Source organism: Arthrobacter liuii (assembly GCF_014639275.1).
GTDB classification, from domain to species: Bacteria; Actinomycetota; Actinomycetes; order Actinomycetales; family Micrococcaceae; genus Arthrobacter; species Arthrobacter liuii.
The window spans coordinates 78,136-90,052 of the sequence record NZ_BMFW01000012.1; the positions used below are offsets into that span (position 1 = coordinate 78,136).

Consider the following 11,917-nt stretch of genomic DNA (forward strand, 5'->3'; position numbering starts at 1 on the left):
CCTGCAGGCTAGTGCGCGGACATCCGTTCCTTCAGGGAATCCAGCTCGGCGCGCAGGGCGTCCGGCAGCGAGTCACCGAACTTCGCGTACCACTCCTCGATGGACGCGAGCTCGGCGTCCCATTCCCCGCGGTCGACGCGGACGGCATCTTCAACATGGGCGTGGGTCATGTCAAGGTCGGTGAGGTCCAGGGAGTGCCCGGCGGGAACGTATCCGATGGGGGTTTCAACGGCATCGGCCTTGCCTTCGATACGCTCGATGGCCCACTTGAGCACGCGGGCGTTGTCGCCGAAGCCCGGCCATGCAAAGCCGCCGTCCGCGGTGCGGCGGAACCAGTTCACCAGGAAGATGTGCGGCAGTCGCTCCGGGTTGGCCTTGCTGGACACGCTGATCCAGTGCTTCAGGTAGTCGCCGGCGTTGTAACCGATGAACGGCAGCATGGCCATGGGGTCGCGGCGGAGCACGCCGACCTGGCCGGCCGCGGCGGCCGTAGTCTCGGAGGAAAGTGTCGACCCCATGAAGATGCCGTTGGTCCAGCTGCGGGCCTGGGTTACCAGGGGAACGGTGGTCTTGCGGCGTCCGCCGAAGAGGATGGCGGATAATTCCACACCCTCCGGGCTGTAGTACTCGTCGGCAAGCATGTCGATCTGGGCGATCGGCGTGCAGAAACGGGAGTTCGGGTGCGCGGCGGGCTTGTCCGAGTCGGGTGTCCAGGAGTTGCCCTCCCAGTCGGTCAGGTGCGCCGGAACCTCGTCCGTCATTCCCTCCCACCACACGCCGCCGTCGTCGGTAAGGGCAACATTGGTAAAGATGCTGTGTCCCTTGGCAATGGCGCGCATGGCGTTGGGATTGGTGCCCCAGCCGGTGCCGGGGGCAACGCCGAAGAGGCCGGCTTCCGGGTTGGTGGCGCGGAGTTCGCCTTCCTTGCCGATCCGCATCCAGGTGATGTCGTCACCCAGGGTCTCGACTTCCCAGCCTTCGATGGTGGGGTCCAGCAGCGCGAGGTTGGTCTTTCCGCAGGCAGACGGGAAGGCCGCCGAGACGTAGTAATTCTTCTTCTCGGGGGAAGTCAGCTTGAGGATGAGCATGTGCTCGGCAAGCCAGCCCTCATCCCGGGCCATCACGGAGGCAATGCGCAGGGCGTAGCACTTCTTGCCCAGCAGCGCGTTGCCGCCGTAGCCGGAACCGAAGGACCAGATGGAGCGCTCTTCGGGGAAGTGGACAATCCACTTGTCCGGGTTGCAGGGCCAGGAGACGTCTTCCTGGCCCTGCTCCAGCGGGGCACCCAGGGAGTGCAGGGCGGGGACGAAAAACGCGTTGGTGCGGGTGATCTTGTCCAGCACGGCCGTGCCGATGTTGGCCATGATCCGCATGGAGGCAACAACGTAGGCGCTGTCGGTGATCTCCACGCCGAACTTGGGGTCCTCGGCGTCGAGGTGGCCCATGACGAACGGGATAACGTACATGGTGCGGCCGCGCATGGAGCCGGCGAATAGCCCGCGCAGCTTGTCCTTCATCTCCCGCGGGTCCATCCAGTTATTGGTGAAGCCGGCGTCGCGCCTGTTTTCCGAGCAGATGAAGGTCTGTTCCTCGACGCGGGCAACGTCAGCGGGATCCGAGAACGCGGCGAAGGAATTCGGGAACAGGTCCTGGTTGAGCCGGGTCAAAGTTCCGGCAGCCACAAGCTCGTCGGTGAGACGGGTGTTTTCCTCTTCGGACCCGTCAACCCAGTAAATGCGGTCCGGCTGCGTAAGCTCAGCAACCTCTTCGACCCATGCCAGCAAGCCGGCATGTGTGGTGGGTGCTTTCTCAAGCAGCGGCTTCTGCGCCAGATCGCCCATTGCAGTTCCCTTCCTCGGGTTCATCGGTGTGTCCTAAATGCTATGGTCCGGACCAGTGGAGTTTTTGGGGAGTTTGCCTGACATATCCGGTGACCGAAAGTGAATTCCGCGGAAAATCAAGGAATTATAGCGACAAAATCGGACATTAAGTGACGAAGGTCACCTAGACCGGTATAGTTGCGGAGATTACAGCTTTCCCGATTTGGCACTACGGGCCCTGCTCGCGTAAAGTAATTCGAGGTTCGGGGAGAGCGGTTCTTCTCCCGGGACACGCAATGCGCCCATAGCTCAGCTGGATAGAGCGTCTGTCTACGGAACAGAAGGTCAGGGGTTCGAATCCCTTTGGGCGCACCAACAAGGTCCGCACTGGTACGCCGGTGTGGACCTTTTTTGCGTCGCCAGGACGGTGATCCCCGCTAGGCTTTGCACATGGAGCCCGAGGCCGTTGAGCGCGAATTTGATGTTGTAGTTATCGGCGCAGGCGCCGTAGGGGAAAACGTTGCGGACCGCATTGTCCGGGGCGGCCTGACAGCCGTACTGGTGGAAGCGGAACTGGTAGGCGGCGAATGCTCCTACTGGGCGTGCATGCCATCGAAGGCACTCCTCCGGCCCGGCACGGCACTCCACGGGGCGCAGACGACGCCGGGCGCCAAGGAGGCTGTCACCCGAACCCTTAGCGCCGCTGCGGTCCTGGAACGCCGGAACTACTTCACGTCCAACTGGCAGGATGACAGCCAGGTGTCGTGGGTGGAGGACACCGGCATCGAACTGCTGCGCGGCCACGCGTGGCTGACCGGCCCCAAGTCAATCGAGGTGGCTGGCCTGGACGGAAATCAGCACCTCTTACGGGCGCGGCACGCCGTAGTGCTGGCCACCGGCTCAACCCCCAACACCCCGCCCATCGAGGGATTGCAGGACGTGCAGGTATGGGGCACCCGCGAAGCGACGTCGGCACGCGAGGTTCCAGAGCGCTTGACAGTATTGGGCGGCGGAGTGGCTGGAACGGAACTGGCCCAGGCCTTTGCCCGGCTGGGCTCAAGGGTCACCCTGGTGGCGCGCAGCGGACTGCTGCGCAATTTTCCGGAGGAGGCGGCCACCCTGGTGGCCGCAGGGCTGCGGGCTGACGGCGTCGAACTCCGGCTCAACTCCGCCACGGAGCGGATCAGCAGGAACGACGACGGCACACTCACCGTCAGCCTGGCGGACGGCACCAGCGTCACGGCCGGGAAAGTCCTGGTTTCCACTGGGCGCCACCCCGCCCTGGAAGGCCTTGGGCTCGAAAGCGTTGGCTTCGAGCCGGACGAATCCGGGCACCTGGCCCTGTCAACGGACACCTCGGGCCTGGTTCAGGGACTGCCCGGCGACGACCCTTGGCTCTACGCGGTGGGGGACGCCGCAGGCAAGAACCTCTTCACCCACCAGGGCAAGTACGAGGCACGCGCCACCGGGGAAGCCATCGTGGCACGCGCCAAGGGCGAGCTCAAGGGAACCCCCGATGACTGGAGCCGCTGCGCCCAGACCGCCAACCAGCATGCGGTGCCCAGCGTCGTATTCACGGACCCGGAGCTGGCCAGTGTGGGACGAACCGTGGAGGCGGCAAGGAAGGACGGGTACAACGCCTCCTCCGTGGAACTACCCATCCAGGTGGCCGGGTCCTCCCTCCACTCTGAGAACTATGAGGGGTGGGCGCAGCTGGTGGTCGACGAAGACCGAAAGGTCCTGCTGGGCGCAACGTTCGCGGGCCCGGACGTTGCCGAATTGCTGCATGCGGCCACGATCGCCGTGGTGGGCGAAATTCCACTGGACCGGCTCTGGCACGCCGTGCCGTCCTACCCCACCATCAGCGAGGTATGGCTCCGCCTGCTGGAGAAATATGGCCTGTAAGGCGTTTATTTGAACTGACTGGTCAGTTCGGTTAGCCTTGATGCAGACTTCTTCTGCGAAAGGCAATCCTTGCTCTCAGCACACCAGCTCCAGGCCAAAGGACGCCGGGATCCGCTGCTTCCCCCCACTTCACTGACTGCCGCCCGCGGCGAACTGCTGCTTGTCGCCGGAGGGCGGCAGGACCAGCGCACCGCATTGTCCCTCCTGCTCAGCGGCAGGATGAAGGCGGCCGGCGGCCAGCTCAGCTGGAATGGCAGTTCCCGGACCAAGCAGCTCCGCCTGGCCGCGGCCCTGGTGGACTCCCCCGGCGTCAATGAACCCGAGGAGCACCTCAGCGTCCGCGACCTGGTGACCGAGGACCTGGCCCTGATACCCCGCCGCTACCGGGGGGCGCTGCTCAGCGGCCCGTGGCTCAAGGTCAATCGCTTCGAGGACATCGCGGGCCTGTGGACGGAACAGCTGGACCCCCAGCGGCGGCTCGAACTGCTGACCTCGCTGGCCCTGGCCAATCCCCGCACGGACCTGCTCGTGGTGGACTCCCCGGACCGCCACAGTGCAGATGAACTCACGTGGCTGCCGCGCCTCAGGGAGTTGGCGTACGACGCCGGGCGGCCACTCGCCGTCGTGGCGGCAGTCAGTGCCGTCCCCGCGTCGTGGGACGGCCCGGTTGCCGTAATCGGCAACGCCGCGCCTGAACCGGCCCCTGCCACCCTTGGCGGCGGGACCTCCCCGGAAAACCATGAATTGAAACTCGAAACCGAGGTCGCCAAGTGACTGTCCTGCGGCTGGCCCGCTCCGAACTCAAACGCATGACCGGTGGACTGCTGCCCAAGCTGACCATCCTGGCGCTGACCATGGTGCCGTTGCTGTACGGCGCGGTCTACCTCTACGCGAACTGGGATCCCTACGGGCACCTCAATAACCTGGATGCCGCCCTGGTGGTGGAGGACTCCGGCGCAACCACTGCCGACGGCACGCGGCTGGAGGCCGGGACAAAGGTGGCGGACAGCCTGGTGGATGGCAATGTTTTCCACTGGGTGCCGGTGGGCAGCTCGACGGAAGCCGATGCAGGGGTCAGCAGCGGCCAGTACGCCTTCGCGCTGAAAATCCCCAAGGACTTCTCGGCCAACCTGGTCTCCCCCGGCAGCTTCGACTCGGCCAGCCAGGCCATGCTGAACGTGACCACCAACGATGCCAACAACTACCTCCTGAGCACCATCGTGGACAAGCTGACCACTGCCGTGCACACCACGGTGGCCAAGGAGGTGGGCGAGGAAACCGCCAACCAGCTGCTCACCGGTTTCGGCACCATCCACTCCAAGATGGTCCGGGCGGCGGATGGCGCGTCCCAGCTTGCCGACGGGGTGGCCACGCTCAGGGACGGAACGGTCACCCTCCATGACGGGACCTCGGCCTTGAGCAGCGGTGCGGACCAGTTGTACGCCGGCCAGCTGAAGCTCCGGGACGGCGCCAACCAGCTGACCGACGGCGCGGGGCAGCTCAGCAGCGGCCTGGCAGTCCTCAAGGACAAGACGGCCACCCTGCCCACGGATACCCAGACGCTCGCATCCGGCGCCGCCCGGGTGGCCGCGGGCAACGCGCAGTTGAACGCCAAGGTGCAGGACGTGGCGGCCCAGCTGGATGCAGCGGACCAAGGGCTCCGCAACCGCGTGGTGGAATCCAACAGCAGGCTCGTGGCGTCCGGCGTCCTGACCCAGGCACAGGCGGACAAAGTCCTGGCGGATTTCGATGCCACCGCGGCGACCAGTCCAATGGCCGCTGCAAAGGGCAAAATCCAGGCAGATGCGGCCCAGGTCCAGCAGCTGGCCAGCGGTTCCGAGGCAGTCAGCGTCGGGGCCGCCCAACTGGCTGCCGGGATGCCGGCGCTCAAGGGGGGCATCGCGCAGGCCTCCGCAGGGGCTGACCAGCTCCACACGGGTGCCGCCGCCATGGCAGACGGTGAGCAGTCCGCCGTCGACGGCGCCGCCGGGCTTGCGGACGGAGCGCGGAAGGTTGATGCCGGGGCAGCCCAGGTTTCGGATGGCGCCGCCCAGGCCACCACCGGCTCCCGCACCCTCGCCGACGAGATCGGTAAGGGCGCCGGGCAGGTCCCTAACCCCGATGACGCCCAGAAGAGCAACCTCTCCGAGGTGATGGCCGATCCTGTGGCCGTCAGTAACGTCTCGCAGGCCAAGGCCGGATCGTATGGCGCCGGGCTGGCACCGTTCTTCCTCACGCTCGCCATGTGGATCGGGATCTTCATGCTGGTCCAGGCCATGCGCCCCATCACGCAGCGGGCACTGGCCTCCAACGCGCCATCGTGGAAGATCGCCTTGGGCGGCTGGCTGCCCTTCTTCCTGGTCTCGGTGGTGCAGGCGTCGCTGTTGACTTTGGTCGCGGATGTGGCGCTGGGACTCAATCCCGCCCATCCGGTTTTGATGTGGCTGTTGATGCTGGCCGCTGCCATGGCTTTCAGCGCGCTTATCCAGGGCGTGGTGGCCCTGCTGGGCTCCCCGGGCAAGCTCGTGGTGCTTATCCTCCTGGTCCTGCAGCTGGTGTCGTCCGGCGGCACGTTCCCCTGGCAGACCACCCCGGAGCCGCTGCATGTGGTGCACCAGATCCTGCCCATGGGATACGTTGTGACCGGAATGCGGCACCTGGTCTACGGCGGGGACCTGTCCATGATCGCTCCCACCTTTGCCGGCCTGCTGGGCTACGCACTCCTCGGCGCGACCCTGTCCACGCTCGCGGTGCGGAAGAACAAGTACTGGACGCTCAAGACACTGAAGCCGGAGATCGCAGTATGACCACAGAGCCAACGTCCGCGGCCAAGGCGCTGCGGCCCGCCCGGACCAACGCCACCCGCCAAAAACTCTTCGATGCCTCCATGGAGCTGATCGGCGAGCGCGGCGCCGCCAGCGTCACGGTGGATGAGATCGCGGCAGCAGCTGGAGTTTCCAAGGGCACGGTCTACTACAACTTCGGCAGCAAATCCGAGCTCATCGCCCAGCTGCTGCGGCACGGCGTGGACATCCTCAAGGCCCGGCTGCTCGAGGCGGCCGACGGCGGGGGCACCGGCCGCGACCCGCTGCTGGCCATGGAGGCGATGATCGGGCAGGCCATGGATTTCATGGCGGAATACCCTTCCTTCGCCCGCCTGTGGGTCAGCGAGAACTGGCGGATCCCCAGTGAATGGCAGGGCACCTTTTCCGTCCTGCGGGCCGAGCTCCTGGAAGTCATTGGCCAGGCGGTGGAAAAGGTTGCTGACGTGTATCCCGTTGATGCCTCGGTGTCCAGGGGCAGCCTGGAGACGGCCATCTTCGGTGCCTGCTTTGTGGTGGGCCTGGACCGGCAGACGTACAACCCCGAGCGCACCCGTGACCAAAGTGTTGCAGCAATCATGGCCATCATGCGCGGCTACGTCCTGAAGGAGCCTGCCCCTCAGGGATGATGGAACACATGCGCCATACGGGGAAGAGCGGAAAGTTTGCGGTCATCTGCGGCGTCGTTGCCGCAGGGCTGCTGGTGCTCACGGGGATGACCCTCGCCGAGCCGGTGTTCGTTGCGTTCCTTGGCGTCCTAGGGCTGTCCTACCTGGCAGCTCTTGCCGAGATCCTGATACGCAGGCGCCGCCTTGCCCTGCTCGCCGCGGGCGCCGGGACGGCCCTCGCCCTCGGGTTTTCCCTGGCGTTCCTCAGCACCTGGGAGCTGGCGTTCGACGGGCAGTCATCGTTCCTGGGCACCCCGCTCCCCACGCGTGATCCGGACAACTATTTCGTGGGTGCCGCGTGCGCGTTGGCGGCAACCTTCGGAGTCCTCTTCCTGGGTGCCTTGTGGCCCGGAAAGAGACGGAGGACGACGGCGGCGCGCAGCAGGGCCGCAGCGCCACGCCCGCGTCCGCAGGGTGCCCCGCGTTCCCAGGGTGCCGCGGGTTCCCAGGCTGCACCGCGGTCTGCAGCGGCGCGAACTGCTGCGCCGGCGCCCAAGCAAGCCTCCGTCCCTCAGCGACCCTCCGGCGCCCGCAGTGCCGGCCGGGAGTCTGCAGCGGCCGGCAAGCGCCCGCCGTCGTCCGGCTCACCTGGTGCCAAGCTGGCACCCAGGTCCGGCAGCGGCGCACTCCCCCGGCGCTGACGCCTCCTGCCGGCTCCGGTGAGCACCGCCGTCGCCACACCGCCCAGGAGAAGCAGTCCGCCCGCCAGCTCCGTCGGTGACGGCACCTCCGCGAGGACCAGCCAGGCGGCGCTCATGCCCACCACCGGGACCAGCAGCGTGAACGGAACAACGGCCGACGACGGATGGCCGGCCAGGAGCCGGTTCCAGATTCCGTAGCCCACCAGTGAGGCGAAAACAGCCGTATACAGGGCGCTCAATATGGTTGGCGCCTGAAGGCTGGACAGCGAATGCCACACGGTTCCGGGCCCGTCAACCAACACCGACAACGCTCCCAACGGGAGTGGCACCACGGCGCCCGACCAGACCACCAGCCCCAGCCCCGAGGCAGCCCTGGCCTTCCTGGCGATGACGTTTCCGGCCGCCCAGGACAGTGCCGCGGCCAGGACGATGACCAGCGGCAGGAGCGGCGCCACGCCGCTCCGTCCCACGGCCACGACGGCGAGCCCCGCAATGCCCAGCCCAACACCCGCCAGCTGGCGCCCACTGGGCCGCTCGCCCAGGAACCCGGCGGCGAGCAAGACGGTCAGCAGCACCTGCGCCTGCAGGACCAGCGACGCGAGCCCTGCCGGCATTCCCAGCGCCATGGCCAGGTAAAGGAGGCCAAACTGGCCTGCACTCATGAAAAGCCCGACGCCGATGATCGCCTTCCAGGTCACGTCCGGCTTCCTGACAAAGAAGATCCAGGGGACCACCACCAGGACGAAGCGAATGGCCACGAACAAAAGCGGCGGAAAGTCTTGGCCGCCCGCATGCAGCCCGATATCGATGGCCACGAAGTTCAGGCCCCACAGCAGGGCCACGAGGACGGCAAGGAGGGAGTCGCGCAGGTTCACGCTCCTACTCTGGCAGAGAGGCCAATGAAGCACCAGCGCCTAATTCGGCGTTAAATCATGTACGTTTGCTTCATGATTGACGTTGGGTCCTTGCGGGCTTTGGCCGCCATCGAGCAGCACGGCACTGTCATCGCCGCAGCCGAGGCCATGGGATTCAGCCCTTCTGCGGTGTCCCAGCAGGTGAAGAAGCTGGAGAAAGAGGGAGGCTTCGCAGTCCTGGAACGCCGCGGCCGCGGGGTTCTGCTGACCGAGCGCGGACTCGCCTTGGCTGCCTACGGCCGGCGCATCCTGGCTGAGCTGGAGGAGTTGGAGTCCACGCTGCTGGCCGATCCGGCCAAACCCACCGGCAGCCTCCGCGTGGTTTCGTTTTCCACTGCCTGCCGAGGGCTGGTGGGACCACTGCTGGCCCGGGTTGGGCAGTCGGGGGCGGCGCTTGATATTTCCGTCCTGGCGGAGGATCCACGCGAGGCCGTGGCCCGGGTTGCCAACGGTGAGGCCGACCTGGGCCTGGTACATAACTGGAACTCAGTCCCACTGGTGATTCCGGAGCACCTGGCCCTGGAATGGCTGTGCGTGGACGTGGCGGACGTCCTGGTCCACCGCGGGCATCCACTCGCGCTGGCGGCGGAGGTTGAGCCCGCCCATCTGGTCGACGAACGCTGGATCAGTACGCCGGGTGGGGCGATCTGCAATGAAGCCCTGTTGCGGATTTTCGCCGACCTGGGGCGGGTCCCGGATATCAGGGTGTACGACCCCGATTTTGCCACGCATATCGCCATGGTGGAGCAGGGGGTGGCGGTTGCGCTCGTACCCCGCCTGGGCCGGCCTGCGCTGCCTCCGGACGTCGTCGCCATTCCGGTGGTCAACCCGGTCCAGGCGCGGCAGGTGGGGCTTGTCCATCGCAGGACCATGACCGCCAGCCCGGGCATCAGGCATGTCGCGGCGCTGCTGCGCGGGATTGCGGCGGGTGATCCCGGGGATGGTGGGGTCGGTGCTGGTGGCGTCGGTGCTAGTGGCGTCGGTGCTAGTGCGCCCGGGGAACCTTGAACCTGGTGATCCGGGCGTCCTGCCCGTCGAGTTCCGCCCATGGCTTCTCCGTCTCCAAAACGGTGAGCGCATTCGTGGGGAAGCGGGTGGCGGCGTCCATGTAGGCGTCGTGATCGGAACCCCGTGAGGCCAGGTGCATGGCCAGGTCCTGCACGCCGGGCAGGTGCCCGATCAGCATCAGCGTGGTCACCGTGTCCGGGACATGGTTCACCACCGCGAGCATCCGGAGTGCCGACGCCGCGTACAGGCCGTCTTCGAGTTTGGGCGTAGGGGCCTTGTCGCCGAGTTCGGAGCAGACCCAGGTGCACGTTTGGCGGGTGCGCAGCGCGCTGGAGCACAGGATGAAGTCCGGAACGATGTTGTGCTTGAGCAGCCAGCGTCCTGCCAGCGGCGCCTCGCGGTGTCCACGCTCCTCCAGCGGCCGCTCGTGGTCAGCCACCCCACCCGGCCAGTCAGCCTTGGCATGGCGCATGATCACAAGGCGTCGAACATGGTGCGAACTCATGGCCCAAGCCTAGCCCGAGCAAAAGCAGGCAAGGACAGGAAGGCAGCCGGAGAAGCGTCACGCAAAGCACGCTTCCAGGGGCCCTCGAAGGCGACAGTCCCGGGAAATCAGGGCGCAGCCACAAACAAGGCCCTGAAAGCCTGCCCACAGTGACGCGAGGCCCCAGCAGCCGCGGAGGCACCGTACTCGGAGAGGGCTCCACCTACGCTAAAGGCGGCACATCCCGACAGCGCCGTTGTTGCGCGAGGAACGAGCGCAGGCGCAGAGGGATCGTGCCGCCTTTAGGGCAGAGAGGGAGTCAGATCGAGTACTCCGGAGCGGCCCAGACAATGACCTCCGGGTGCTCGTAGAACCGGTAGCCCTGGCCGCGGACGGTGCGCACAGTGTTGGCGAGGCGGCCCAGCTTGGAGCGGAGGCGGCGGATGTGGACGTCGATGGTGCGCTCGTTGGGCACTTCCTCGGCGTTGCGCCACAGTCCCTCGAGGAGTTCGTCGCGGCCCACGGTGCGCGTGCCGTTTTCGACGAGGTAGTTGAGGAGCTCAAACTCCTTGAACGTGAGGTTCAGGGATTCGCCGTCTAGGTGGACTTCGCGGCGGGCGAGGTCGATGAGCACGCCGGAGGGGCGCGGCTCCTGCGACTGGGCAGGACGGGCGGCTTCGGTGCGCTGGCGGGAGTTGACCGTGGGGTCACCGAAGGTGGAGCGGACGACGTCGAGCGCGGAACCGGGGGTGCCTGCGGGAGCCACCGCCACCGCGGCATAGCTTTCGGCGCCGGAGACCAGTGACTGGGCGTAGGCGCGGATCTCCTGTGCAAGCTTGGCGATGGATGTTCCGGCTGCGGCCGCGGTTTCCTCGTCAATGCCCATGTAAAGGACGAAACCGCGGGCGACGTTGTCGTTGGCCACCGGGCGGACCGGGTTTGGGCCGGCCACGACAGGGGTAGGGGCAGTAACGGGAGCGGACTCGGCGGGGTGCACAGCGCGAAGCTGGCCGTAAGAGTTCGGGTTGTATCCCTGCGGGGCGAAACCCGGGGCCGGAAAGCTGCTTCCGGAGTTGGAGGGAGCAATCGAGGGACGCGGGCCGAAGCCGGGACGAAGGCCGGAGGGCTGGCCCGCCTTGGCGGCGTTGCGGACAGAGATGTGGACGTATCCGGATGCAACTGACATGAAATACTTACCTCAATGTGAAATGGCCGTCTCCGCGGCTCGAATGCTGGCTTCCCCGTCACGCGGACCGGGGAGGGGCGCCCGACGCTGGGCTTGGGGGCGAATGCCTAAGAACTTCGGTGGGTGGGAAGGTCAGGCGTGCATTCGACAACAGCGCATGTTGGCAGCAGCGGATGTGCTGGGCCAGTATTCTGCGGCTGCAGGTGCTGTTGAGTTCTTGTTCACATTGGAAGTGTGCAGCGTAACAATGCCAACTTGCAAGTAACAATGGACTCGATCGTCCGCATTGTGAGACAAATCCGGGAATTGTGCTGCAGATCACGATTTCGGAAGTGGGAAATAATAAGGTCGCTTATCCAGACAATGGGCTCGCATTGCTGCTTTTTCCGCATATTGTTCGCTTGAATCGCGGTTGACCGAATCGAGCTGAAATTCAATCGCTTGACATAGAATCGGCCGGACAAGGAAG

The 11,917-nt window shown here is 66.0% G+C and carries 9 protein-coding genes and 1 tRNA gene; 6 read left to right on the forward strand and 4 right to left on the reverse strand.

Going from position 1 to position 11,917, the window contains the following annotated elements; genetic code table 11:
* Window positions 1–8 precede the first annotated feature (8 nt).
* Window positions 9–1,841, reverse strand: a complete 1,833-nt coding sequence (locus IEW19_RS13360) for a phosphoenolpyruvate carboxykinase (GTP) (RefSeq protein WP_188572145.1) — start codon at window positions 1,839–1,841, stop codon at window positions 9–11.
* A 277-nt stretch (window positions 1,842–2,118) separates the two neighbouring features.
* Between IEW19_RS13360 and IEW19_RS13365 the strand changes: the two genes are divergently transcribed.
* The 5 genes from IEW19_RS13365 to IEW19_RS13385 all read left to right on the forward strand — a co-directional run bounded on the left by IEW19_RS13365 (window position 2,119) and on the right by IEW19_RS13385 (window position 7,176).
* Window positions 2,119–2,195, forward strand: a tRNA-Arg gene (locus tag IEW19_RS13365).
* Between the two features lie 75 nt (window positions 2,196–2,270).
* Window positions 2,271–3,725 carry a dihydrolipoyl dehydrogenase family protein gene (locus IEW19_RS13370; protein WP_188572112.1) on the forward strand — a complete coding sequence of 485 codons (1,455 nt, stop codon included), beginning with the start codon at window positions 2,271–2,273 and terminating at the stop codon, window positions 3,723–3,725.
* A 69-nt stretch (window positions 3,726–3,794) separates the two neighbouring features.
* Window positions 3,795–4,499 carry an ABC transporter ATP-binding protein gene (locus tag IEW19_RS13375; RefSeq protein WP_188572113.1) on the forward strand — a complete coding sequence of 235 codons (705 nt, stop codon included), beginning with the start codon at window positions 3,795–3,797 and terminating at the stop codon, window positions 4,497–4,499.
* Complete coding sequence (locus tag IEW19_RS13380; protein WP_188572114.1) at window positions 4,496–6,532, forward strand: YhgE/Pip domain-containing protein; 2,037 nt, start codon at window positions 4,496–4,498, stop codon at window positions 6,530–6,532. Before IEW19_RS13375 ends, IEW19_RS13380 begins: the two co-directional genes overlap by 4 nt.
* Window positions 6,529–7,176, forward strand: a complete 648-nt coding sequence (locus IEW19_RS13385; RefSeq protein ID WP_188572115.1) for a TetR/AcrR family transcriptional regulator — start codon at window positions 6,529–6,531, stop codon at window positions 7,174–7,176. The genes IEW19_RS13380 and IEW19_RS13385 overlap by 4 nt, the downstream gene beginning before the upstream one ends.
* A 550-nt stretch (window positions 7,177–7,726) precedes the next feature.
* On the opposite strand, the gene IEW19_RS13390 is transcribed toward IEW19_RS13385, so the two are convergent.
* Window positions 7,727–8,731, reverse strand: a complete 1,005-nt coding sequence (locus tag IEW19_RS13390; protein ID WP_188572116.1) for an EamA family transporter — start codon at window positions 8,729–8,731, stop codon at window positions 7,727–7,729.
* A 72-nt stretch (window positions 8,732–8,803) separates the two neighbouring features.
* On the opposite strand from IEW19_RS13390, the gene IEW19_RS13395 reads away from it, so the two are divergent.
* Window positions 8,804–9,778 (forward strand): LysR family transcriptional regulator, encoded by a 975-nt coding sequence (locus IEW19_RS13395; RefSeq protein ID WP_229748472.1) that lies wholly within the window; start codon window positions 8,804–8,806, stop codon window positions 9,776–9,778.
* Here the strand turns inward: IEW19_RS13395 and IEW19_RS13400 are convergent.
* On the reverse strand, window positions 9,756–10,283 hold the full coding sequence (locus IEW19_RS13400; RefSeq protein ID WP_188572117.1) for a SixA phosphatase family protein: 528 nt from the start codon (window positions 10,281–10,283) through the stop codon (window positions 9,756–9,758). The two genes, IEW19_RS13395 and IEW19_RS13400, sit on opposite strands and share 23 nt — an antisense overlap.
* A 298-nt stretch (window positions 10,284–10,581) precedes the next feature.
* Complete coding sequence (locus IEW19_RS13405) at window positions 10,582–11,448, reverse strand: winged helix-turn-helix domain-containing protein (protein ID WP_188572118.1); 867 nt, start codon at window positions 11,446–11,448, stop codon at window positions 10,582–10,584.
* Between the last annotated feature and the right edge of the window lie 469 nt (window positions 11,449–11,917).

Excerpts from the sequence above, each read along its gene's own strand:
- IEW19_RS13400 (WP_188572117.1), bottom strand. The coding sequence starts at position 10,283 with ATGAGTTCGCACCATGTTCGACGCCTTGTGATCATGCGCCATGCCAAG.
- IEW19_RS13395 (WP_229748472.1), top strand. The coding sequence starts at position 8,804 with ATGATTGACGTTGGGTCCTTGCGGGCTTTGGCCGCCATCGAGCAGCAC.
- IEW19_RS13405 (WP_188572118.1), bottom strand. The coding sequence starts at position 11,448 with ATGTCAGTTGCATCCGGATACGTCCACATCTCTGTCCGCAACGCCGCC.
- IEW19_RS13360 (WP_188572145.1), bottom strand. The coding sequence starts at position 1,841 with ATGGGCGATCTGGCGCAGAAGCCGCTGCTTGAGAAAGCACCCACCACA.
- IEW19_RS13370 (WP_188572112.1), top strand. The coding sequence starts at position 2,271 with ATGGAGCCCGAGGCCGTTGAGCGCGAATTTGATGTTGTAGTTATCGGC.
- IEW19_RS13385 (WP_188572115.1), top strand. The coding sequence starts at position 6,529 with ATGACCACAGAGCCAACGTCCGCGGCCAAGGCGCTGCGGCCCGCCCGG.